This is a genomic window from Mesorhizobium sp. WSM4836 (genome assembly GCF_055811815.1).
In genome coordinates, this window is the sequence record NZ_JBVVQF010000016.1 from 86,532 (window position 1) to 110,268 (window position 23,737).

The following is a 23,737-nucleotide window of genomic DNA, read 5'->3' on the forward strand; positions in this document are numbered from 1 at the left end:
GCTCCGGCAGTTTGATTCGGGGCTGCGGCCGGCATGCTGCGCGTCCAGTGAAGCAAGGGGACGCGCCGACAGTTTGGACTTTGCGCCTCCGGAAAAGGTTTACTTCGGGGATGCACGCCGGGGGTGCGGGCTTGGCTGATATCGGCAAGGACATAGAACGACCTCTCGGACAGGCGATTCGGCCGCCGCGCGCAGACAGCGGGATCAGCGCCCGTGCGATCGCTGCTGCGCTTGTCGTGCTGTCCGTGGTCGGCGTCTCCAGCGCGATCGCTTTGCGCGACAAGCCATTCCGCAAGCTGCAAGAAGCCGCCGTTTCGACGCCGAAGACGCCGGCGGCGGCGGATACCGCCGCGGCACCCGCCAAGGCGACGCCCGAAATGGAAGCACCAAGCAACGCAAGCGAACAGAAGACCGGTGAAAAGGCGGGCGGTCCGCAGATCATCCATGTCCAGACCGAAGAGGGCGACGGTCCATCCAAGGCGGCCATCGTCATCCGCGACCCTTCGACGATCGGCCAGAACCTCAGGATCGCGCACATTCCCGACAAGGCGCTCATCGAGGCCAGCGAGACCGGTCCGCTGCCGATCCGCGCCGCCGACGGGCGGCGCCCGTTCGATGCCTATGCGCGGCCGTGGTCCGGGGCTCGCGGCGCACGCGTGGCGCTCGTTATCGGCGGGCTTGCCGTGTCGCAGACCGGCACGCAGGAAGCCATCGCCAAGCTGCCGGGGGAGGTGACGCTGGCCTTCGCGCCGCAAGGCAACAGCATCGGCCGCTGGATGCAGGTGGCGCGGCAGAGCGGTCATGAGGTCATCATCCAGGTGCCGCTCGAGCCGTTCGATTATCCGAACGTCAATCCCGGCCGCAACACGCTGACCGTGGCTGCAACGCCGGACGAGAATTTGAAGAATTTACGCTGGGCGCTGTCGCGAACGACCAATTATACCGGCGTCATGAACTATATGGGCGCCCGCTTTTCAGCTGACGCGACGGCGATGGGGCCATTGATGGCCGAGCTTGGCAAGCGTGGCCTTGCCTATGTCGATGACGGTTCCTCGGCGCGCAGCCTGGCACCCGAACTGGCGCTCAAGGACGGCGTACCGTTCGTCGGCGGCGACACGGCGATCGACGCAGTGCAGGACCGCGGCGCCATATTGAAGAAACTGGATGGGCTGGAATCGACGGCGCGAGCGAAAGGCTTTGCCGTCGGCATCGGCTCGGCCTTCGATCTGACGGTGGATACCGTGTCGTCCTGGGTAACCGAGGCCAAGAAGCGCGGCATCGAGATCGTGCCGGTTTCGGCGGTGGCCATAGATCCGGAAAAAGGCTGACATGGCAAAGAACAAGCTCGTTGACCCCGAAATTCTGCCCTACCGGCCCTGCGTAGGGGTGATGGTCCTCAATGGGGCCGGCCTGGTCTGGGTTGGCCGTCGCATTGCGGAACCGGACAGCGAGTTCGCTGGAACCACGCGGCTTTGGCAGATGCCGCAGGGCGGCATCGACGATGGCGAGGAGCCGCTGCTCGCGGCCGAGCGCGAACTCTACGAAGAGACCGGCATGCGTTCGGTGTCGCTGCTGGCCGAGGCGCCGCACTGGATTAAATACGATCTGCCGGCCCATCTGGTCGGCGTCGCCTTCAAGGGACGATATCGCGGTCAGACGCAGAAATGGTTTGCCTTCCGCTTCCATGGTGACGAAAGCGAGATCGAGATCAATCCGCCGCCCGGAGGCCACAAGGCCGAGTTCGACCGGTGGGCGTGGCGGCCGATGCTGGAATTGCCGGGCCTGATCGTGCCGTTCAAGCGCAAGGTCTACGAAGACGTGGTGGCAGCGTTCCGGCACCTGGTGGCGTAGCCGCCGGCCTTCCGCTAAAACAGGTCGGCATGAACGACATCTCCAGCAAGTCTCTTCCGCAGACTGTCACTCCGAGCGAGCCGATCAGCGAAGCGGCGGCGGGGGCGATCCTGACCGTCGATCTCGGCGACATCCGTGAGAATTACAGGCGGCTGAAGGCGCGGCTGGGCGGCGTCGGCTGCGCTGGTGTGGTCAAGGCCGACGGTTACGGGATTGGCGCTGCGCCGGTGGCGCTGGCGCTGATGGCTGAGGGCTGTAATACTTTCTTTGTTGCGCATTTGGCCGGCGGCATCTTGCTGCGCAAGGCGCTCGGCTCAGACCCGGCCATTTATGTGCTGAACGGCATTCCGCCGGGTGCGGAAGGGGAAGCGGTTGCGGCAGGGCTTTGCCCCGTACTCAACAGCGCCAGCCAACTCGCGGCATGGCGCGAGATGGCCGGGCGGGTGGGCCGAAAGTTGCCGGCCGCCGTCCAGGTCGACAGCGGCATGTCGCGGCTCGGCATGACGCCGTCCGAGGTGAAAGCCGTGGCGCGGGATCCTCAGGCCTTCGACGGCGTCGAACTGACGTTCGTGATGAGCCATCTCGCTTGCGCCGACGAACCCGAGCACCCGGCCAACGAGCGGCAGCGGCTGGAATTCGAACGGCTGCGGCGGATGCTGCCGGAAGCGCCGGCTTCGCTTGCCAATTCATCGGGCATTTTTCTCGGACAGCGCTATCACTATGACCTCGTCCGTCCAGGTGCCGCTCTCTATGGCATCAATCCAACGCCGGCGACGGAAAATCCGATGCTGCCGGTGGTGCGCTTGCAGGCCAAGGTCATCCAGACGCGAATGCTGGAGGCTGGCGCCGGTGTCGGCTACGGTCACACTTTCCACACCAAGGCTCTGCTTGCCGCGGCGACGATTTCTCTCGGCTACGGCGATGGCTGGCATCGTCGCGCCGCTTCCGCTGCCTGGTTCGAAAATGTGCGGCTGCCCTTCATCGGCCGGGTGTCGATGGATTCGATCATCCTCGACATTTCCGCATTGCCGCCCGGCAGGCTGAAGGCCGGCGACCTCGTCGAACTCATCGGGCCGTCGTCGCAGACGGTGGACCAGGTAGCCGGCCAGGCCGGGACCATCGGCTATGAGGTCTTGACCAGCCTCGGCCACCGTTTCCACCGGCGCTATGTGAATGCCTAGGACGCAAGCTTGTTGTCCTCACGCATGTCTCCCTCAGCATCGGCACTTGGCTGACGCCACAGAATCCGGCAGACAGAAGACGGCGATGATCCCGGTCTCGAATCCCGACGAGATGCCGCTGCGGAGAACCAAACGATGAATATCTTCGTGCTGGGCGGCGGCGTGATCGGGGTCACCACCGCCTATTTTCTTGCCGAGGCCGGCCATCAGGTGACCGTGATCGATCGCCAGAAAGGCCCAGCGCTGGAAACCAGCTTTGCCAATGCCGGCGAGATCTCGCCCGGCTATGCCTCGCCCTGGGCCGGGCCCGGCGTTCCGCTGAAGGCCATCAAATGGCTTTTGATGAAGCACGGTCCGCTGGTGGTGCGACCGGCGCTCGATCCGCATATGTGGATATGGCTGGTCAAGATGCTGCGCAATTGCACGGCTGAACGGTACGCGCTGAACAAGGCGCGCATGGTGCCGCTGGCCGAGTACAGCCGCGACACGCTGAAGGCGCTGCGCGAGGCGACCGGCATCGCCTACGACGGGCGCACCAAGGGCACGCTGCAGCTTTTCCGAACGCAAAAGCAGCTCGACGGCGTCGGCGGCGATGTCGAGGTGCTGAAGACCTATGGCGTCCCCTACGAGGTCCTCGACCCCGACGGCTGCATTGCGGCCGAGCCTGGGCTGGCCGGCGTGCGCGAAAAATTCGTCGGTGGCCTGCGGTTGCCCGGCGACGAAACCGGCGATTGCAAGATGTTCACCGACAGGCTTGCCGAGCTTTGCGCGGCACGCGGCGTCACCTTCGAATACGACACGGAGATACGGCGCGTCGTCAAGAAGCGCGATCGCATCACCAATATCAGCACCAGCAAGGGCTGGATGGTCGCTGATGCCTATGTGATGGCGATGGGCAGCTATTCGGCGCGGTTCATGCGCATGCTGAAGCGGCCCATCCGGGTCTACCCGGTCAAGGGCTATTCGATCACCCTGCCGATCAAGGACGCCGCGGCCGCACCGGTCTCGACGGTGATGGACGAGAGCTACAAGGTAGCGATCACCCGGCTCGGCAACCGTATCCGGGTCGGCGGCACGGCGGAGATTTCCGGCTTCGACCTGCGGCTGCACGAATCGCGGCGCCGCACGCTCGAACATTCGGTCGGCGACCTGTTTCCGGGCAGCGGCGACATGCGGTCGGCGACCTTCTGGTGCGGGCTGCGGCCGATGACGCCGGACGGGCCGCCGCTGATCGGCCGCACCGATTTCTCCAATCTCTATCTCAATACCGGCCACGGTACGCTCGGCTGGACCATGGCCTGCGGCTCGGCCAAGGTTCTAGCCGACATCATCTCCAGCCGGGTGCCAGACATCGACGTTGGCGATCTCGGGCCGGGACGATACGCCAAGTGAGACGCCAGCAGCTAAAGACAGCCAGCGGCCGATAGGCTTCACGCGAACAAACCCCTGTCCCGTTCGACGGCCTTGGTGATGAAGCTCGAGACGACCTGCACGCGGCGCAGCGGCCTGACAGATTCATGATAGACCAGCCAGTAGGCGCGGCGTATGGGTGCGACGATATCGAGAGGCACCAACTCCGGCATCGAGCGGGCAACGAAGGTGTGCAGGATGCCGATGCCGGCGCCGGAACGCACCGCTTCGGCCTGGCCCAGCGCCGAGGAAATGGCAAAGCTGGTGCGCCAGTCGGCGCTGAATTCGGCCGCATAGTCTAGCGAGGGACTGACAATCAAGTCCGGCACGTAGCCGATCAGCGTATGCCCGCCCAGCTCTGCGGCGGTTTCGGGCAGGCCATGCGTGTCGGCATAGGTGCGCGACGCGAACAGGCCGAGCGTGTAGTCGACAAGCTTTCCCGCCACCAGGCGGCCTTCCGTCGGCCGCTCGACGGTGATGGCAATGTCGGCCTCGCGCCGGGACAAAGAGAAGGAGCGCGGCACCGGCACCAGCTGGATGGTGAGTTCACGGTGCAGAGCAGTCAGCGCGCCGAGGCGCCTGGCCAGGAAGGCGACGCCAAAACCGTCCGGTGCGCCGATGCGCACGGTGCCCGAGACGTCGTTGCCTTCGCCGGAAACGGTCGAGCGCGCGGCGATCATGTCGCCCTCCATGCGTTCGGCGATCTCAAGGAAACGTTCGCCCGCCGGCGTCAGCTCGCTGCCGGTGGTAAGCCGGCGAAACAGTTTTGTGCTGAGCGCATCCTCAAGGGCGGCAATGCGGCGCGAGACAGTCGCGTGATTGAGCTCCAGCCGTCTGGCGGCGCCGAGGATCTGGCCGGCCCGCGCGACTGCGAGAAAGATGCGGGTGTCATCCCAGTTCATAGGGGTGGCCGTTTCGATAGGGCGCGCCGCGTTCCCGCCCACCCCCCTCTGGCCTGCCGGCCATCTCCCCCGCAAGGGGGGAGATCGGAAGTCGGGTCGGCTTTCGCCAAATCTTCAACGTCGCAAAACGGGCGGTAAGGCCGAAGCCGCCAATCTCCCCCCTTGCGGGGGAGATGTCCGGCAGGACAGAGGGGGGTGTGAAGAAACTCAACTCAGTAATCCAAGCGACAGGAGTACACTCCCTACCATTTGGGCGATTTGATGCACAGACATCCATCGCACTCTATTTTCTGCACAACGGTTGCGTTTTCGCTCGCGTTGCCATCGCTCCCGCAAAGGCGGACAATGCCTAATCACGAACCAGGGAGAGAAATCATGATCGAATACGGTCATTTCATCGGCGGCAAGCGCGTCGCCGGAACCAGCGGCCGCAAGCAGGACGTCATGCAACCGATGGACGGCACGGTGCGCGGCACGGTGGCGCTGGCTTCGCAGGCGGAACTGCGCGCGGCGGTCGAAAACGCCAAGGCGGCACAGCCCGGCTGGGCGGCGACCAACCCGCAGCGGCGCGTGCGCGTCTTGATGCGGTTCCTCGAGCTGGCCGCCAAGGAGTATGATGCGCTGGCCGAGATATTGGCGCGCGAACACGGCAAGACCATCGCCGACGCCAAGGGCGACATCCAGCGTGGCCTCGAAGTGGTCGAGGTCTGCATCGGTGCGCCGCATATGATGAAGGGCGAATTCACCGATGGCGCCGGCCCCGGCATCGACGTCTATTCGATGCGCCAGCCGCTCGGGGTCGTCGCCGGCATCACGCCGTTTAATTTTCCGGCAATGATCCCGCTGTGGAAGATCGCGCCGGCCATCGCCTGCGGCAATGCCTTCATCCTCAAGCCGTCCGAACGCGACCCGGGCGTGCCGATGCGGATTGCCGAACTGTTCATCGAGGCAGGCCTGCCGTCGGGCATCCTCAATGTCGTCAACGGCGACAAGGAAGTGGTCGACGCCATCCTCGACGATCCCGACATCAAGGCCATCGGTTTCGTCGGCTCGACACCGATCGCCCAGTACATCTACTCGCGCGGCTGCGCGGCCGGCAAGCGCGTGCAGTGCTTCGGCGGCGCCAAGAACCATATGATCATCATGCCCGATGCCGATATGGACCAGACCGTCGACGCGCTGATCGGCGCCGGTTACGGCTCGGCCGGCGAGCGCTGCATGGCGATCTCGGTGGCCGTCCCGGTCGGCAACGACACCGCCAACCGGCTGATGGAAAGACTGGTGCCACGCGTCGAGAGCCTGAAGGTCGGTCCATCGACGGATTCGTCCGCCGATTTCGGCCCGCTGGTCACCGCGCAGGCGCTGGAGCGGGTCAAGTCCTATGTCGACACCGGCGTCAAGGAAGGCGCCAAGCTGGTCGTCGACGGCCGCGGCTTTTCCATGCAGGGCTACGAGAACGGCTACTATATGGGCGGCTGCCTGTTCGACAATGTGACCGCCGACATGCGCATCTACAAGGAAGAGATCTTCGGGCCGGTGCTGTCGGTGGTGCGCGCACCGACCTACGAGAACGCCATCAAGCTCGCCAACGAGCACGAGATGGGCAATGGCGTCGCCATCTTCACCCGCGACGGCGACGCGGCGCGCGACTTCGCCTCGCGGGTCCAGGTCGGCATGGTCGGCATCAACGTGCCGATCCCGGTGCCGATCGCCTACTACACCTTTGGCGGCTGGAAGGCGTCCTCCTTCGGCGACCTCAACCAGCACGGGCCGGACGCGTTCCGCTTCTACACCCAGACCAAGACAGTGACGTCGCGCTGGCCGTCCGGCGTGAAGGATGGTGCCGAGTTCGTCATCCCGACGATGAACTAGCCGGACGGTTTTCTGCCTGCTCGTCCTCGCCTTCGGTTGCGGGCGCGCGGGCCGGCGTGAAGGACGGCGCCGAGTTCGTCATCCCGACGATGAACTAGCCGGACGGTTTTCTGTCCGCGCGTCCTCGCCTTCGGCTGCGGGCGCCGACCCGTGAACGAGGGCGCCTAGTTCGTCATCCCGACGGTGAACTGATCCAGATCACGGAAAGCAAAAAAGGCCTGGGCTCGACCCGGGCCTTTTTATCGCGGTCTTTCATCGGCATGAACACTAATGTGATGGAACCAAGAAGGCAGCAATCCTCTTAGGTTGCAGTCCTGCCGCGAAGGAGACGCTGGCAGATCAACCAACGGCGCTGGTGACGGCTCCGGGGGACGTCGTCCGGCGCAAAGGAGGTCTCAGATGACACGTCTCATGGCGACCATAGCTTGCGCTGCGATGGCGGTTTCCGCCGTTCCGGCAATGGCTGCCGAGCAATGTGCGGCACGCGCCGATATGGTCAAGGCGCTCGGTGAGAAGTTTCATGAAAACCCGAGCGCGGTCGGCGTCGTCAATCCGAATGTGGTGCTTGAAGTCTTCGTTTCCGACAAGGGCACATGGACCATCCTCGCCAGCGACACAAAAGGTCAAAGCTGCGTGATTTCGGTCGGCGAAGGCTGGGAGAGCGCGATGACGACGGCGGCGCTGCCAGGCACCTGATGAGGTTCCACGCTAGCGCGTAGCAGCGGCCTCGGCATGGCCGCGCAGCAGCGCCATCAGCCGCTTGGCGTCCTTTGCCGCGGCCTCTTCGTCGCCCGCGAGGATCGAACGGATCAGCGCGACGTGATGCTCGGCGGATTCGGCCAATCCGGTATCGGCCTTGTAGCGGAACCAGAAGCGGCGGCTGTGGGTTTGCAGGGGTGCCGCCAGGCGCGCGGCGAACGGGTTGTCGGCAGCCAGCGCCAGCGCCTCGTCGAGCGCCTTGTCGGCCTGGATGAAATAAAACACGTTTTCCGAAATCACCGCCTTTTGCATGGCAAGGGCAGAGTCATGGAACAGGTCGGCGGCCTCGCGCGTGACGAAGCGGGCGGCCGAGCGGGCAAGCACCACCTCGACGCCACGGCGGGCGTCGAGGACACGCAGCCAGTCGCCGGGGTGAAGCGGCGCGATGGCGATGCCGGCGCGCGGCCGGACCTCGAGCAGCCCCTCCCAGGCCAGCCGTTGGATTGCTTCGCGAACCGGGGTGCGACCCAAGCCGAGCCTGTCGATTAGCGCCCCTTCGGTGATGAAGCTCGCCGGCGCCAGTTCGAGAGTTACGATCATGTGCTCGAGCCTGCGGTAGGCCTTCGCAGTTGCCGGCTCGGAGCCCGGGCTGTCATATACCAATGCGGCGCCTCCTGATATATCGTTGATATATCATAGCGGATTCAATGTTGACAGCCGGCTTCTTAAGAAATATACGACTGATATATCAGATGGAGCGATCGACATGTGGGCTGGAGTCTTCCCCGCCGTTACGACCAAATTCACCGAGGACGACGGCCTCGACCATGCCGAGATGGAGCGCTGCTTTGCGCTGCAGATGGAGGCCGGCTGTGACGGCATCATCGTCTGCGGATCGCTCGGCGAAGGCCCGATGCTGTCGCATGACGAGAAGATCGGGGTGCTGAAGACCGCGCAGAACATCGCCGGCAAGAAACCGGTGCTGTTGACGGTCAACGAGGCCGGTACACGCGAGGCGGCGGCGATCGCGCGCCGCGCCGCCAAGGAAGGCGCCAACGGTTTGATGGTGGTGCCGAGCCCGATCTACCATACCAATGCCGAGGAGACGGTCGCGGCACTCAGCGCTGTCGCCGCGGCCGGCGACCTGCCGGTGATGATCTACTCCAACAGGCTTGCGTACCGCGTCGACGTCACCGTCGACCAGATGGAGGAGTTGGCGAAAGACAAGCGCTTCGTCGCCATAAAAGAGTCCTCCGACGACATCCGCCGCTCGACCGAGATCATCAATCGCCTCGGCGACCGCTACGACCTGTTCACCGGCGTCGACAATCTCGCCTTCGAGGCGCTGTCGGTCGGCGCCATCGGCTGGGTGGCGGGCCTGGTCACCGCGTTCCCGCGCGAGACCGTCGCGATCTATCAGCTGATGAGACAGGGCCGCCGCGAGGAGGCGTTGAAGATCTACCGCTGGTTCCGGCCGTTGCTCGACCTCGACGTCTCGACCTACCTGGTGCAGAACATCAAGCTGGCCGAAGTGTTGGCGATCAACACCAACGACCGCGTGCGCATGCCGCGCCAGCCATTGTCGGGCGAGCGGCGCAAGGCAGTCGAAAAGATCGTCAGGGATGCGCTGGCGGTGCGGTCAGAGCTGCCGGCATTCTGATCCAGTCCCTTCGAGGGTATTTTCAGATGTGCAGCGCGGCGCATGGCAATGAATGACAATGCTACGCTCGATGTCGCCATCATTGGTGGCGGCATCATCGGCATCTGTGCCGCCGCCTTTCTGGCCGAGGCGGGCCGAAACGTTACGATCTTCGATCGGGCGGGGATCTGCGAGGAAACCAGTTCCGGCAATGCCGCTGCCTTTGCCTTCTCCGATGTGCTGCCGCTGGCTCACAAGGGCATGATCAGGCAGTTGCCGAAATGGCTCGCCGACCCGCTCGGCCCGCTCAGCATTCCGCCCGCTTATCTCCCGAAGCTGCTGCCCTGGCTGGTCCGCTTCTGGCGCGCCGGCCGAAGCGACCGCTATGAAGCCGGCCTTGCCGCGCAGGCCGGGATGATGAAGCTGGCCGAGGCGGAATGGATGGGTTTGCTCGACCGTTCCGGGACACGGCCGATGCTGCACGAGGACGGCTCGCTCGAACTCTATGACAGCGAGGCCGAGTTCAAGGCCTCGCTACCCGGCTGGGCGGCAAGGCAGCGCTTCGGCATCGGCTTCAGCCATGTCGAGGGCAACGCTCTCGCTGCCTTGCAGCCAGGTCTGTCGCCGCGCTTCGTCAAGGGGACGTTCGTGCCGGGGTGGAAAACCGTTGCCGATCCCAAGCTGCTTGGAAAGGGCTTGTGGGCCTATGCCGAGAGGTTGGGCGCGGGGTTCGAAAAGGCCCGGATCGAGCGTGTCGAGGCGGGACAGGACGGCGCGATCCTGACCACGGCCGACGGCACGAGGCGACGGGCGAAGCACGTCGTCATCGCTGCCGGGGCCTGGTCGCATCTGCTGGCGAGACATCTCGGCGACGGAATCCCGCTGGAGACCGAGCGTGGCTACAACACGACGCTGCCGAAGACTGCCTTCGACGTAAGGCGGCAATTGATCTTTTCCGGGCATGGCTTCGTCATCACGCCGCTCGAGACGGGCCTGCGCGTCGGCGGCGCGGTCGAGCTCGGCGGCCTCGAGAGGCCGCCCAATTATGCGCGCTCGAAAGCGCTGCTCGAAAAGGCGCAGAAATTCCTGCCGGGACTGGGTCCGGCCAATGGCCGCGAATGGATGGGGTTCCGGCCGTCGCTTCCGGATTCGCTGCCGGTGATCGGACGTTCGCAACAAACGCCGTCGGTGGTGTACGGTTTCGGCCATGGTCACCTCGGCCTGACCCAAGCCGCGGCGACCGGGCGCCTGATCCGCGAACTCGTTCTCGGGCAGAGTCCATCGCTCGATCTCGGCCCGTTCAGCCCGCAACGGTTTTGAGTTCGAAGACATTCAGTTGGGAGCCGGCATGGCCAAGAATTCCTTCTTCTGCATAGACGGCCACACCTGCGGCAATCCGGTGCGGCTGGTCGCCGGCGGTGGGCCTTTGCTCAAGGGCTCGACGATGATGGAGCGGCGAGCGCATTTCCTGGCCGAATATGACTGGATCCGCACCGGGCTGATGTTCGAGCCGCGCGGCCATGACGTGATGTCCGGCTCGATCCTCTATCCGCCGACGCGCGAGGATTGCGACATCGCCATCCTGTTCATCGAAACCTCGGGCTGTCTACCGATGTGCGGCCATGGCACCATCGGCACGGTGACTTTTGCCGTCGAGCATGGGCTGATCAAGCCGAAGACGCCGGGCGTGCTCAGGCTGGATACGCCGGCGGGCGTGGTCGTCGCCGAGTACAACCAGGTCGGCGACTATGTCGAGGAGGTGCGCATCACCAATGTGCCGTCCTTCCTCTATGCCGAAGGGCTGACGGTCGAATGCCCCGGGCTCGGCGAGATCAGCGTCGATGTCGCCTATGGCGGCAATTTCTACGCCATCGTCGAACCGCAAAAGAACTATCGCGACATGGCCGACCATTCGGCGGGCGATCTGATCGCCTGGAGCCCGGTGGTGCGGCAGCGGCTCAACGAGAAATATTCCTTCGTGCATCCGGAGAATTCCGGCATCAACAAGCTGTCGCACGTGCTGTGGACCGGCGCGCCGACCAACCCGCAAGCCGATGCCCGCAACGCCGTCTTCTACGGCGACAAGGCAATCGACCGGTCGCCCTGCGGCACCGGCACCTCGGCGCGGATGGCGCAGCTTCACGCCAAGGGCAAGCTCAGGGCCGGCGACGACTTCGTCCACGAATCGATCATCGGGTCGCTGTTCAAGGGCAGAGTGGAGAAACAGGTCACCGTCGCCGGCAAGCCGGCAATCATCCCGTCGATCGGCGGCTGGGCGCGGATGACCGGATTGAACACGATCTTCATCGACGACCGCGATCCGTTCGCGCACGGCTTCGTCGTCAAATAAAGAAAACGCTAACGCGAGGGAAAGAAAGAGAGCGCAAACGGATTGCTTGGACGGCGCAACGATCCCGCTCATCAACTTATTTTGACGACGATTTCTTCGAAATGAGGCGCATGCTGCGATTGAATCGTCAAAGACATTGCGTTAGGCCAATGATAGGGTCCGCGATGGTCCAGGGGCCGGACGGGAACAAAACGGGCAATCGGATGGCGTGCGGCGAAAACACGCATAATGATCGAAAAATCACGTTGCAATCCGGGCTCGAAACTTTACGACTAGGGGAAATACGAAAAGGAATGCGTCTGCATGGGCGACATTCCAGGGGAGCCACGACAGCATGCAGTATTTTGTCCAGCAGCTTATCAATGGGCTGACGCTGGGATCGATCTATGGGCTGATAGCGATCGGCTATACGATGGTCTACGGCATCATCGGCATGATCAATTTCGCCCATGGCGACATTTTCATGATCGGCGCATTCACCGCGCTCATCGTTTTCCTTATCCTCGGTGCGTTGTTCTATTCGTTGCCGATCGTCGTCGCGCTGCTGATCATGATGATCGTCGCGATGCTGCTGACCAGCCTGTATAATTGGACGATCGAGAAGGTGGCCTACCGGCCTTTGCGCGGTTCATTCCGGCTGGCGCCGCTGATCACCGCGATTGGCATGTCGATTGCGCTGTCCAATTTCGTCCAGGTGACGCAAGGGCCGCGCAACAAGCCGGTCCCGCCAATGGTGTCCAAGGTCTACAATATCGAAGGCATCAGCGTCTCGCTGAAGCAGATCATCATCGTCCTGGTCACCATAGTCCTGCTGGCGCTGTTCTGGTACCTGGTCAACAAGACCTCGCTCGGCCGGGCGCAGCGCGCCTGCGAGCAGGACCGCAAGATGGCGGCGCTGCTTGGCATCGACGTCGACCGCACCATCTCGATCACCTTCATCATGGGCGCCGCCCTTGCCGCCGTCGCCGGCACGTTGTTCCTGATGTACTACGGTGTGGTGGTGTTTTCCGACGGCTTTACGCCCGGTGTGAAGGCATTTACTGCCGCCGTGCTAGGCGGCATCGGCTCATTGCCCGGCGCCGTGCTCGGCGGGCTGATGATTGGCTTCATCGAAAGCATGTGGTCGGCTTATTTCTCGATCGATTACAAGGACGTCGCCGCCTTCTCCATCCTGGCGATCGTGCTGATTTTCCTGCCTTCCGGCATTCTCGGCCGGCCAGAAGTCGAAAAGGTCTGAGATCATGGCGGTTACCGTGTCTCCGGAAAGCACCGTCGTCGCCACCCCGGTCCAGCGCGCTTTTCGCGAAGCGCTCTATGCCGGCGCCATCTCGCTCGGTCTGTTCGTGCTGTTCATCGGCCTGAAGACCGACCAGAACATCTCCAACGAACTGATCCTGGTGCAGCGCTGGGGCTTGCTCGCCGGCGTCGTGATCGCCACCATGGCCGGACGCTTCCTTTACGTCGCCTATGGCCAACCCTTCCTGGCGAACCAGAAGATCGCCGACGTCGCGACCGGTCTGCTGCCGGTCAGCCTGGCTTCGCGATTCTTCCGCCTTCCCGCGTTCATCGTGGCGGTCGCCGTTGCCGTTATTCTGCTGGCGCTCAGCGGCTTCCTGACCGAGGCCTTAGGGCCGGAACTTTCCGATTTTGTGCGGTTCCTGCGAGCGCTTGCAATCATCTATGCGCTGGCCTGGCTGATTTATCGTTTCCGGGCCTTCATTCATGCCCATTTCTCGGCATTGGGCATAACCGCACTGGCGCTCTACCCGATCGTCGTGGTGTTGGTGCTGGCACTATACGCCGGGTCCATGGCGGTCGGTTTCCAGGGTTCGCTGAAGTATGTCGACAATTTCGGCATCCAGATCCTGATCTACGTGATGCTGGCCTGGGGGTTGAATATCGTTATTGGCTTGGCCGGCCTGCTCGACCTCGGCTATGTCGCCTTCTACGCCGTCGGTGCCTATGCCTATGCGCTGCTCGGCACGCATTACGGCCTTTCCTTCTGGATCCTGCTGCCCGCCGCCGGCCTGATGGCCGCATTCTGGGGCGTGATGCTGGGCTTCCCTGTGCTGCGCCTGCGCGGTGACTATCTGGCGATCGTGACGCTCGCTTTCGGCGAGATCATAAGGCTGGTGATCATCAACTGGCGCGAAGTGACCAACGGCTCGGCCGGGATTTCCGGTATCCCGAAGGTCTCGTTCTTCGGCCTGATGTCGTTCAACGTCTCCGACCCGAACTACATCTCCAAGGTGCTCGGCATCGCGCAGTCCGGCGCCTATTACAAGATCTTTCTCTACTACCTGATCCTTGGACTCTGCCTGCTGACCGCCTTCGTCACGGTGAGGCTCAGGCGCCTGCCGGTCGGCCGCGCCTGGGAAGCGCTGCGCGAGGACGAGATCGCCTGCCGCTCGCTCGGCATCAACACCACCACCACCAAGCTCACGGCCTTTGCCACGGGCGCGATGTTCGGCGGCTTCGCCGGCTCGTTCTTCGCCGCGCGCCAAGGCTTCGTCAGCCCGGAATCCTTCGTCTTCCTGGAATCGGCGATCATCCTTGCCATCGTCGTGCTTGGCGGCATGGGCTCGCTGGTCGGCATTGCCGTCGCCGCCATGGTGATGATCGGCGGCACCGAAATCCTGCGCGAACTGGATTTCCTCAAGACCGGTCTGAGTTGGGGCAACATCAAGGTCATACCCGGGTTCGGCCCCGACTTCACGCCGGAGCTTTATCGCATGCTGTTGTTCGGCATGGCCATGGTAATCGTCATGCTGTGGAAGCCGCGTGGCTTCGTTGGCAGCCGCGAGCCGACAGCCTTCCTGAAGGTGCGCCGGGCGGTGTCCGGGTCCTTCACCAAGGAGGGACACGGCTGATGAACGCGAGCCCATCCGTGAACGATGCCATCCTGCAGGTCGAGCATTTGTCGATGAAATTCGGTGGGCTCGTCGCCATCGGCGATCTCTCCTTCCAGGCCAAGCGCGGCGAGATCACCGCGCTGATCGGTCCCAACGGCGCCGGCAAGACCACCGTGTTCAATTGCATCACCGGTTTCTACAAGCCGTCGGAAGGCATGATCACGCTCAACCGGCACGACGGCTCGACTTTCCTGCTCGAACGCTTGCCGAACCATGAGATCCCGGCGCGTGCCAAGGTGGCGCGCACCTTCCAGAACATCCGCCTGTTCTCGGGCATGACGCTGCTGGAGAACCTTCTGGTCGCCCAGCACAATAAGCTGATGAAGGCGTCCGGCTATACCATTCTCGGCCTGTTCGGCTATAGCGGATACAGACGGGCTTCGGCGGAATCGGTTGAACTGGCCGAGCACTGGCTGGAGAAGGCCGATCTCGTCGACCGCGCCGACGATCCTGCCGGCGATCTGCCATATGGCGCGCAGCGACGGCTCGAAATTGCTCGCGCCATGTGTACCGGCCCTGAGCTTCTGTGCCTCGACGAGCCGGCTGCCGGCCTTAATCCGAAGGAATCGGCGGCGCTCAATGCGCTGCTGATGGACATAAAGGACAACACCGGCACGTCGATTCTGTTGATCGAGCACGACATGGCGGTGGTGATGCAGATTTCAGACCATGTCGTCGTGCTCGAATATGGCCGCAAGATCTCCGACGGCAACCCGCAATCGGTACGGACCGACCCGCGCGTCATCGCCGCCTATCTGGGTGTCGAAGACGAGGACGTCGAGACGGTGCTGACCGAGGTCGGTGACGAAGACGTCATCGAGCAACTGGACACCGGTCCCGATTCCGCGCACGGCCCAGGCACATCGTCTTCCTATCTCGCCGGACCGGTGGTCGATACGGTCGGCCATAGTGAGGGCGAACATGTCACCGTGTCAAAGGGCGCTTCGAAAGCTGGGCAGATCGATGCAAGGTCGAGTGCCGCGGCAAAGTCCGGATCGGCGGCCAAAGCCAAATCGGCCGCGAAATCTTCTGCCGCAAAATCTTCCACTGCAAAGCCGGCCTCCAAGGCTCCGGTGAAGTCGAAAACTCCCGGCACCTCTAATCGGCGTGGAGGGCGGAAATAATGACCGGCACAACGCTGCTCGATATCAAGGGCGTCCAGACCTACTACGGCAACATCAGAGCGCTGAACGGCGTCGACGTCACCGTCAGGCAGGGTGAGATCGTGGCGCTGATCGGCGCCAACGGCGCCGGCAAGTCGACACTAATGATGACCATCTTCGGTGCTCCGCGCGCTCGTGCCGGCACTATCACTTTCGCCGGCACCGATATCACCCAGATGCCGACCCACGAGATCGCGCGCATGCGCATCGCCCAGTCGCCGGAGGGCCGGCGCATCTTTCCGCGCATGACAGTGATGGAAAACCTGCAGATGGGCGCCAGCCTCGACGGTCTCAAGCATTACGACCAGGACGTCGAAAAGGTCTTCACCCTGTTCCCGCGGCTCAAGGAACGCGTCGGCCAGCGCGGCGGCACGCTTTCGGGCGGCGAACAGCAGATGCTGTCGATCGGCCGCGCGCTGATGGCGCGGCCGAAGCTGCTCTTGCTGGATGAGCCGTCGCTAGGCTTGGCGCCGCTGATCGTCAAGCAGATCTTCGACGCGATTCGCGAGCTGAACCGCACGCAGGGACTGACCGTGTTCCTGGTCGAGCAGAACGCTTTCGGCGCACTGAAGCTCGCCACGCGCGGCTATGTCATGGTCAACGGCAATGTGACGATGAGCGGCACCGGCAAGGAACTGCTCGCCAATCCGGAAGTGCGCGCCGCCTATCTTGAGGGCGGCCATCACTGAGTTCAGGAGTCTTCAATCATGCAGGGCATTCTTTATGAGGAACCCTCGATCTGGCAGTTCTTCTTCGTCACCTGCCTGCTCGGTGGCTGGGCGGCCTGGATGACGGGCAAGGCGTGTGCCCAGACATGGCGCAGCTTCGCCCAGCTATTCGCCTATATGCTCGGGCTCGGCATCGGCGTAAGATTCATCCATCATGCGCTGTTCGGCGGAACGATGTTTTCGCTGCATTACTACGTGGTCGATACCATCGTGCTGATGATATTGGGCTTCATCGGCTACCAATACACGCGCACCAACCAGATGGTAACGCAGTATAATTGGCTTTACGAGAGAGCCTCTCTTTTGAGCTGGAAACCAAAAGGTTGACATTTATCATTAACGGCGTTTCAGGGATGAATCGGCGTGACAAGTGCCTGAAAATCGGCAAAGTACTCTTTCTGCGAGTAAGAGTGGGCATCGCATGAAAGCAACATTCACGCCCACTCGGTAAATGGGAGCGTTTCAATGAAAAAGTCACTTTTGTCCGCCGTCGCCCTGACCGCGCTTGTCGCGTTCAGCGGCAACGCGTGGGCTGACATCATGATCGGCGTTGCCGGTCCGATCACCGGTCCGAATGCAGCATTCGGTGCCCAGCTTCAGAAGGGTGCCGAACAGGCGGTCGCCGATATCAATGCGGCAGGCGGCATTCTTGGCCAGCAGCTCAAGCTTGAAGTAGGCGACGACGTCTCCGATCCCAAGCAAGGCATCTCGGTCGCCAACAAGTTCGTCGCCGACGGCGTCAAGTACGTCGACGGCCACTTCAACTCCGGCGTCTCGATTCCGGCCTCGGAAGTCTACGCCGAGAACGGCATCCTTGAGATCACGCCGGCCGCGACCAATCCGAAGCTCACCGAACGTGGCATGTGGAACACCTTCCGCACCTGCGGACGCGACGATCAGCAGGGCAAGGTCGCCGGCGACTATCTCGCCGCGAACTTCAAGGATGCCAAGATCGCTGTCATCCATGACAAGACGCCTTATGGCCAGGGCCTCGCTGACGAAACCAAGAAGGCGCTCGCAGCCAACGGCGTGACCGAGGCCATGTATGAAGGCATCAATGTCGGCGACAAGGATTTCTCGGCCCTCATCGCCAAGATGAAGGACGCGGGCGTCACGGTCGTCTACTATGGCGGCCTGCACACCGAAGCCGGCCTGATCATACGCCAGCTCGCCGACCAGGGCCTCAAGGCGACCTTCATGTCCGGCGACGGCATCGTCTCGAACGAGTTGGCCTCCATCGCCGGCGACGCCGTCGAGGGCACGCTGATGACGTTCGCTCCGGATCCGCGCAAGAATCCGAACGCCAAGGAACTCGTCGAGAAGTTCCGCGCGGCCGGCTTCGAGCCTGAGGCCTATACCCTCTACTCCTACGCGGCGATGGAAATCATCGCGGCCGCCATCACCAAGACCGGATCAGCAGACGACGCTCAGAAGGTAGCCGAGACCATCAAGTCGGCCGGCCCCTGGAAGACCGCGATCGGCGAGATCGGCTACGACGCGAAGGGCGACATCACCCGTCCGGACTACGTCATGTACACCTGGAAGAAGGGTGACGACGGCAAGTACACCTATGTCGAGAACGAACCCGGCAAATAACCGGACGTTGCTACATGAAAATGCCCGGCGCCTCGCGCCGGGCATTTTCTATGGGAGTTTCCCGAAAGCCTGGATCGGGACTGACAGCCGTTGTCCGGCCCGGCGCACGCAATGTGTTAACGCGATAGATCAAACTAAATCGGTTTAATCTCTCTTTTCGATTTCGTTTGCACTGCAGCATTTTCGCGCTAATCATGTCCGACAGTTCCCTTCCCCGCGTCCGGAGCCTTGTCCTTGGCAATCTCGAAGATCCTTGTCGCCAACCGCTCCGAAATAGCCATCCGCGTCTTCCGCGCGGCCAATGAGCTCGGTCTCAAAACCGTGGCGATCTGGGCCGAGGAGGACAAATACTCCCTGCACCGCTTCAAGGCCGACGAAAGCTACCAGGTCGGGCGCGGGCCGCATCTGGCCAGGGATATGGGGCCGATCGAAAGCTATCTGTCGATCGAGGAGGTTATCCGCGTCGCCAGGCTTTCGGGCGCCGACGCCATCCATCCGGGCTATGGGCTGCTGTCGGAGAGCCCGGAATTCGCCGAGGCCTGCGCCAAGGCCGGCATCATCTTCATCGGACCAAAGCCCGATACGATGCGCCGGCTGGGCAACAAGGTCGCCGCGCGCAATTTGGCGATCGAAGTCGGCGTGCCGGTAATTCCCGCGACCGATCCCTTGCCGGACGACATGGCGGCGGTAAGGGAACTCGCCAAGACGATCGGCTACCCGGTGATGCTCAAGGCGTCCTGGGGCGGCGGCGGCCGTGGCATGCGCGCCATCCGCTCCGAGGCCGATCTCGCCCGCGAGGTGATGGAAGGCAAGCGTGAGGCGAAGGCGGCTTTCGGCAAGGACGAGGTCTATCTCGAAAAGCTGATCGAGCGCGCCCGCCATGTCGAGGTGCAGGTGCTGGGCGACACGCATGGTAATGCCGTGCACCTGTTCGAGCGCGATTGTTCGATCCAGCGCCGCAACCAGAAAGTGGTCGAGCGGGCGCCGGCGCCCTACCTCGAAATGTCACAGCGCGAGGAGCTTTGCGGCTACGCGCTGAGGATTGCGCGCGAAACCAGCTATATCGGCGCCGGCACGGTCGAGTTCCTGCAGGATGCCGACACCGGAAAATTCTATTTCATCGAGGTCAACCCGCGTATCCAGGTCGAGCACACCGTCACCGAACAGGTGACCGGTATCGACATCGTCAAGGCGCAGATCCACATCCTCGACGGCTTTGCCATCGGCACGGCGGAAGCGGGTGTGCCGGCGCAAAAGGACATCAGGCTCAACGGTCACGCGCTGCAGTGCCGCATCACCACGGAAGATCCCGAGCATAATTTCATCCCCGATTACGGCCGCATCACCGCCTATCGCGGCGCCACCGGCTTCGGTATCCGCCTTGATGGCGGCACCGCCTATTCGGGCGCGGTCATCACCCGCTTCTACGATCCGCTGCTGGAAAAGGTAACGGCGTGGGCGCCGACGCCGGCTGAGACCATCGCCCGTATGAACCGGGCGCTGCGCGAATTCCGCATCCGCGGCGTGGCGACCAATCTCACCTTCCTCGAGGCGATCATCAATCACCCGAGCTTCGCCGACAATTCTTACACCACCAAGTTCATCGACACGACGCCGGAACTGTTCGCCAGCGTTAAGCGGCAGGACCGCGCGACCAAGCTGCTCAACTATCTTGCCGACGTTTCGGTCAACGGCCATCCCGAGACGCGCGGCCGGCCGCGGCCAAAGGCCGATGCGGCGCCCCCAGTGGTGCCATATCTCAACGGCAATGTGCCTCAAGGCAGCAAGCAGAAGCTCGACGTGCTCGGGCCGGAGAAGTTCGCGGCGTGGATGCGCGAGCAAAAAGAGGTGCTGGTCACCGACACGACAATGCGCGACGGGCATCAATCCTTGCTCGCGACGCGTGTGCGCACCTATGACATCGCCGGAATCGCCGGCACCTATGCGCGTGCTCTGCCACAGCTTTTGTCGCTCGAATGCTGGGGCGGCGCCACGTTCGACGTCGCCATGCGCTTTCTCACCGAAGACCCGTGGGAGCGGCTGTCGCTGGTGCGCGAGGCAGCACCCAACCTTCTTCTGCAGATGCTTCTGCGCGGCGCTAATGGCGTTGGCTATACCAACTATCCCGACAACGTCGTCCAGCATTTCGTCCGCCAGGCCGCTGCCGGCGGTATCGACCTGTTCCGCGTCTTCGACTGCCTGAACTGGGTCGACAACATGCGCGTCGCCATGGATGCGGTCGGCGCCGAGGGCAGACTGATCGAAGCGGCGATCTGTTATACCGGCGACATACTCGATCCGGCGCGGGCGAAATACGATCTGAAGTATTATGTCGGCCTGGCCAGGGAATTGCAGGCGGCAGGCGCCCATATCATCGCCGTCAAGGACATGGCCGGGCTTTTGAAACCGGCGGCGGCCCGCGTGCTGTTCAAGGCGCTGCGCGAGGCGACAGACCTGCCGATCCACTTCCACACCCACGACACATCCGGCCTGTCGGCGGCAACCGTGCTGGCGGCGGTGGAGAGCGGTGTCGACGCCATCGACGCGGCGATGGATTCGCTATCTGGCAACACCTCGCAGCCGTGCCTGGGTTCGATCGTCGAGGCGCTGAAAGGCACCGAGCGTGACCCGGGCCTCGACCCGCAATGGATCAGGCACATCTCGTTCTACTGGGAGGCGGTGCGCAACCAGTATGCAGCCTTCGAAAGCGACCTGAAAGGGCCCGCATCGGAGGTCTATCTGCACGAAATGCCGGGCGGGCAGTTCACCAACCTCAAGGAACAGGCGCGCTCGCTCGGGCTGGAGACACGCTGGCACGAAGTGGCGCAGACCTATCACGACGTCAATCTGATGTTCGGCGACATCGTCAAGGTGACGCCGTCATCCAAGGTCGTCGGCGACATGGCGCTGATGATGGTCAGCCAGGACCTTACCGTCGCCCATGTCGAGAATCCGGCGAGGGACATCGCCTTTCCGGATTCGGTGGTGTCGATGTTGCGCGGCGATCTCGGCCAGTCGCCGGGCGGCTGGCCAAAGCTATTGCAGAAGAAGGTGCTGAAGAGCGAAAAGCCGATTACGGTGCGGCCGGGTTCGCTGCTGAAACCGGCCGACCTCAAGGCCAGCCGTACGGAGGTCGAGGAAAAGCTCGAGCGCAAGGTCAGTGACTTCGAGTTCGCGTCGTGGCTGATGTATCCGAAGGTGTTTTCCGATTTTGCCGCCGCGCAGGAGACCTACGGGCCGGTCAGCGTGCTGCCGACGCCGACATATTTCTACGGCATGAAGCCGGAAGACGAGATTTTCGTCGACATCGAAAAAGGCAAGACGCTGGTGGTGCGCTGCCTTGCCATGGGCGATGTCGACGAAAAGGGCATGGTCACCGTGTTCTTCGAGCTCAACGGCCAGCCGCGCCGGGTGAAGGTGCCGGACCGGGCGCATGGCGCGTCCGCCGCCAAGGCACGGCGCAAGGCGGAGCCGGGCAATGAGGCGCATGTCGGCGCGCCGATGCCTGGCGTCGTCTCGGCGCTTGCGGTCGCTGCCGGCCAGGCCGTGAAGGCCGGCGACGTGCTGCTGTCGATCGAAGCGATGAAGATGGAAACGGCGTTGCATGCCGAGCGCGACGGCACCATAGCCGAGGTGCTGGTCAAGGCCGGCGACCAGATCGATGCCAAGGATCTGCTGATCGCGTTCGGGTGAAATAGGCCGGCGTCAGAGCGTCTCGTCGGCGCCTGGCAGCAGCCCTCCATGCCGCATCGATAGTACCTTGACCCGCCGCGCCCGGTCGGGCATCGAACCGCTGCAATTCGCCGCTCGGGTCACCCCGAGTCGCGGCGAGAAACGACGCGGAGAGAAGACTATGGCCGACGACATCACCGAGACCAGCCAGACTGTTGCCGCCGGCCAGCTGCGCGCCTTCATCGAGCGCATCGAGCGGCTCGAGGAAGAGAAGAAGACAATTGCCGACGACATCAAGGAAGTGTTCGCAGAGGCCAAGGGCACCGGCTTCGACACCAAGGCGATGCGGTCGATCATCCGGCTGCGCAAGAAGGACCAGGCCGAGCGGCAGGAAGAGGAATCCATTCTCGATCTGTACAAGGCCGCGCTAGGAATGGTGTAGGCCGGTAACAGCCTTGGGCGCCGGCTGCGGCGCCTCTCGACGGTTCGAACATGAGCGAATTCGATTTTGGCGCCCGCCGCGCCTCTGAATTCCGCCAACGCAGCTTCTGGACGCTGTTCGCGGAATGGCATCCGGATGAAAGGGCTCGGCTGGCGAGGCGCGGGCCGTGGTTCTGGCAGCGTGGGCTGCCCGATTTCGCATTGGTCATTTCAATGTATGTCGCGCCTGCGCACAATCATGTCGGCGTCTTCTTCGGCCGCAACGAGAAGTTCGGTGCCACGCAAGCCTGGTCGCGGTTGAAGCCGTTCCAGCCGGCCATCGAAGACAGGCTGAAGCTCAGGCCAGAACAAAGCTGCACCGGCCTCGGCATCAATTCGATGTGGCGGGTCAATTGTTTTGCCGAGGACAATTGGCCGGCGATGACCGACTGGCTGGTGACGGAAGCCTCGCGTTTCGAGCGCGCGATTGCCGAAGTTCTGGGTCAGGAATAAAGCAGGGATTTCCAGACGCAATCCTTGTGGAAGGATCGCTCTGGTGAGCAGCGAGGGAGCCGGTCATCGATGACGATCATGTCGCGCGTTGCCGCTTTCTTCCGCTCGCGCTGGCTCGGCGGCGTGCCGCTCGATCGGCTGTTCTGGCGCGACCTGGTCGTTGTCGGCACAGCGATCAATGTCGCGTCGTCGGTGGCGGCACTCATTCTGCTCGGGCTGAAGCTGCCGCTTGCGCTGGTGCTGGCAATGCATTTCGTGCCAGTGCCCTACAATATCTTCCTGACCTTTGCCGTTTGGCGAACTGCCGCAAAGTCAAGAGGCGCCAAGCCCTCGCTGATGACGCTTGGCGCCACGTTGTGGCTGATCCTGGTGGTCGTGGCCTGACGATCAGGCGGCCGGCTCGAATTTGAGCGCCACGCCGTTGATGCAGTAGCGCAGGCCGGTCGGCGGCGGGCCGTCCTCGAAGACGTGGCCGAGATGGCTGCCGCAGCGGGCGCAATGGCACTCGGTGCGGACCATGCCGTAGCTGCGGTCGACGGTGGTCTCGACCGAGCCCGGAACCGGGTCGTTGAAGCTCGGCCAACCGGTGCCGCTCTCGAATTTCAGCTTGGATTCAAACAAGGGCTGGTCGCAGCCGGCGCAGGAGAAGGTGCCGGCGCGCTTCTCGTGCAGCAGCGCGCAGCTTCCCGGTCGCTCGGTGCCGTGGTTGCGCATCACCGCATATTGCTCGGGCGTCAGCCGGGCGCGCCATTCGGCGTCGGTGCGGGTAACGGGGTAGGTTTGGCTGTCCATTTTTTCCTCTTAGCTACGTCGCTATTTGCCTTCCCAA

The 23,737-nt window shown here is 63.1% G+C and carries 22 protein-coding genes; 19 read left to right on the forward strand and 3 right to left on the reverse strand.

Annotated elements, in window-relative coordinates; all coding sequences use genetic code 11:
- The first annotated feature begins 131 nt into the window (after positions 1-131).
- The 4 genes from AC0L2P_RS19425 (at position 132) to AC0L2P_RS19440 (ending at position 4,424) form a co-directional block, all read left to right on the forward strand.
- A complete protein-coding gene (locus AC0L2P_RS19425) occupies positions 132-1,328 on the forward strand; it encodes a divergent polysaccharide deacetylase family protein (RefSeq protein ID WP_473503074.1) in 1,197 nt (398 codons plus the stop codon).
- 1 nt (position 1,329) lies between these two features.
- Positions 1,330-1,851 (forward strand): RNA pyrophosphohydrolase, encoded by a 522-nt coding sequence (locus AC0L2P_RS19430; RefSeq protein ID WP_473503076.1) that lies wholly within the window; start codon positions 1,330-1,332, stop codon positions 1,849-1,851.
- A 29-nt stretch (positions 1,852-1,880) separates the two neighbouring features.
- Positions 1,881-3,032, forward strand: coding sequence for an alanine racemase (alr, locus tag AC0L2P_RS19435; RefSeq protein WP_473503078.1), 1,152 nt, complete (start codon positions 1,881-1,883; stop codon positions 3,030-3,032).
- Positions 3,033-3,095: 63 nt separating this feature from the next.
- Positions 3,096-4,424, forward strand: a complete 1,329-nt coding sequence (locus AC0L2P_RS19440) for a D-amino acid dehydrogenase (protein ID WP_473503196.1) — start codon at positions 3,096-3,098, stop codon at positions 4,422-4,424.
- A gap of 38 nt (positions 4,425-4,462) precedes the next feature.
- Here AC0L2P_RS19440 and AC0L2P_RS19445 read toward each other — a convergent pair whose 3' ends face one another.
- Positions 4,463-5,344: a LysR family transcriptional regulator gene (locus AC0L2P_RS19445; RefSeq protein ID WP_473503080.1), complete on the reverse strand. Its 882-nt coding sequence runs from the start codon at positions 5,342-5,344 to the stop codon at positions 4,463-4,465.
- Between the two features lie 375 nt (positions 5,345-5,719).
- Between AC0L2P_RS19445 and AC0L2P_RS19450 the strand changes: the two genes are divergently transcribed.
- Together AC0L2P_RS19450 and AC0L2P_RS19455 are read left to right on the forward strand one after the other, a co-directional pair.
- Positions 5,720-7,216 carry a CoA-acylating methylmalonate-semialdehyde dehydrogenase gene (locus AC0L2P_RS19450; protein WP_473503082.1) on the forward strand — a complete coding sequence of 499 codons (1,497 nt, stop codon included), beginning with the start codon at positions 5,720-5,722 and terminating at the stop codon, positions 7,214-7,216.
- Between the two features lie 399 nt (positions 7,217-7,615).
- A complete protein-coding gene (locus tag AC0L2P_RS19455; RefSeq protein WP_473503084.1) occupies positions 7,616-7,912 on the forward strand; it encodes a hypothetical protein in 297 nt (98 codons plus the stop codon).
- Between the two features lie 12 nt (positions 7,913-7,924).
- Here the strand turns inward: AC0L2P_RS19455 and AC0L2P_RS19460 are convergent, their stop codons facing one another.
- Complete coding sequence (locus tag AC0L2P_RS19460) at positions 7,925-8,515, reverse strand: GntR family transcriptional regulator (protein ID WP_473503198.1); 591 nt, start codon at positions 8,513-8,515, stop codon at positions 7,925-7,927.
- Between the two features lie 166 nt (positions 8,516-8,681).
- On the opposite strand from AC0L2P_RS19460, the gene AC0L2P_RS19465 reads away from it, so the two are divergent.
- From AC0L2P_RS19465 to AC0L2P_RS19525, 13 genes are all read left to right on the forward strand, one after another.
- Complete coding sequence (locus AC0L2P_RS19465) at positions 8,682-9,575, forward strand: dihydrodipicolinate synthase family protein (RefSeq protein ID WP_473503086.1); 894 nt, start codon at positions 8,682-8,684, stop codon at positions 9,573-9,575.
- 48 nt (positions 9,576-9,623) lie between these two features.
- On the forward strand, positions 9,624-10,874 hold the full coding sequence (locus tag AC0L2P_RS19470; protein WP_473503088.1) for an NAD(P)/FAD-dependent oxidoreductase: 1,251 nt from the start codon (positions 9,624-9,626) through the stop codon (positions 10,872-10,874).
- Between the two features lie 28 nt (positions 10,875-10,902).
- Positions 10,903-11,904: a 4-hydroxyproline epimerase gene (locus AC0L2P_RS19475; RefSeq protein WP_473503090.1), complete on the forward strand. Its 1,002-nt coding sequence runs from the start codon at positions 10,903-10,905 to the stop codon at positions 11,902-11,904.
- A 334-nt stretch (positions 11,905-12,238) separates the two neighbouring features.
- Positions 12,239-13,141 (forward strand): branched-chain amino acid ABC transporter permease, encoded by a 903-nt coding sequence (locus AC0L2P_RS19480; RefSeq protein WP_023678052.1) that lies wholly within the window; start codon positions 12,239-12,241, stop codon positions 13,139-13,141.
- A 4-nt stretch (positions 13,142-13,145) separates the two neighbouring features.
- Positions 13,146-14,774, forward strand: coding sequence for a high-affinity branched-chain amino acid ABC transporter permease LivM (livM, locus tag AC0L2P_RS19485; RefSeq protein WP_473503091.1), 1,629 nt, complete (start codon positions 13,146-13,148; stop codon positions 14,772-14,774).
- Positions 14,774-15,940, forward strand: a complete 1,167-nt coding sequence (locus tag AC0L2P_RS19490; protein WP_473503093.1) for an ABC transporter ATP-binding protein — start codon at positions 14,774-14,776, stop codon at positions 15,938-15,940. Before livM ends, AC0L2P_RS19490 begins: the two co-directional genes overlap by 1 nt.
- Positions 15,940-16,668 carry an ABC transporter ATP-binding protein gene (locus AC0L2P_RS19495; RefSeq protein ID WP_473503095.1) on the forward strand — a complete coding sequence of 243 codons (729 nt, stop codon included), beginning with the start codon at positions 15,940-15,942 and terminating at the stop codon, positions 16,666-16,668. The genes AC0L2P_RS19490 and AC0L2P_RS19495 overlap by 1 nt, the downstream gene beginning before the upstream one ends.
- Before the next feature lie 18 nt (positions 16,669-16,686).
- The gene (locus AC0L2P_RS19500) at positions 16,687-17,034 is read left to right on the forward strand and encodes a DUF6867 family protein (RefSeq protein WP_254816421.1); all 348 of its coding nucleotides are present in this window, start codon (positions 16,687-16,689) and stop codon (positions 17,032-17,034) included.
- 138 nt (positions 17,035-17,172) lie between these two features.
- Positions 17,173-18,303 (forward strand): branched-chain amino acid ABC transporter substrate-binding protein, encoded by a 1,131-nt coding sequence (locus AC0L2P_RS19505; protein WP_473503096.1) that lies wholly within the window; start codon positions 17,173-17,175, stop codon positions 18,301-18,303.
- A gap of 234 nt (positions 18,304-18,537) precedes the next feature.
- Positions 18,538-21,996 (forward strand): pyruvate carboxylase, encoded by a 3,459-nt coding sequence (gene pyc / locus AC0L2P_RS19510; protein ID WP_473503097.1) that lies wholly within the window; start codon positions 18,538-18,540, stop codon positions 21,994-21,996.
- Positions 21,997-22,156: 160 nt separating this feature from the next.
- Complete coding sequence (locus AC0L2P_RS19515) at positions 22,157-22,417, forward strand: DUF2312 domain-containing protein (protein ID WP_023719653.1); 261 nt, start codon at positions 22,157-22,159, stop codon at positions 22,415-22,417.
- A gap of 50 nt (positions 22,418-22,467) precedes the next feature.
- Positions 22,468-22,908, forward strand: a complete 441-nt coding sequence (locus AC0L2P_RS19520; protein WP_473503098.1) for a hypothetical protein — start codon at positions 22,468-22,470, stop codon at positions 22,906-22,908.
- Positions 22,909-22,977: 69 nt separating this feature from the next.
- Positions 22,978-23,292: a hypothetical protein gene (locus AC0L2P_RS19525; protein WP_473503099.1), complete on the forward strand. Its 315-nt coding sequence runs from the start codon at positions 22,978-22,980 to the stop codon at positions 23,290-23,292.
- A gap of 3 nt (positions 23,293-23,295) precedes the next feature.
- Here the strand turns inward: AC0L2P_RS19525 and msrB are convergent, their stop codons facing one another.
- Positions 23,296-23,700 (reverse strand): peptide-methionine (R)-S-oxide reductase MsrB, encoded by a 405-nt coding sequence (gene msrB / locus AC0L2P_RS19530; RefSeq protein WP_473503101.1) that lies wholly within the window; start codon positions 23,698-23,700, stop codon positions 23,296-23,298.
- Positions 23,701-23,737 lie beyond the last annotated feature (37 nt).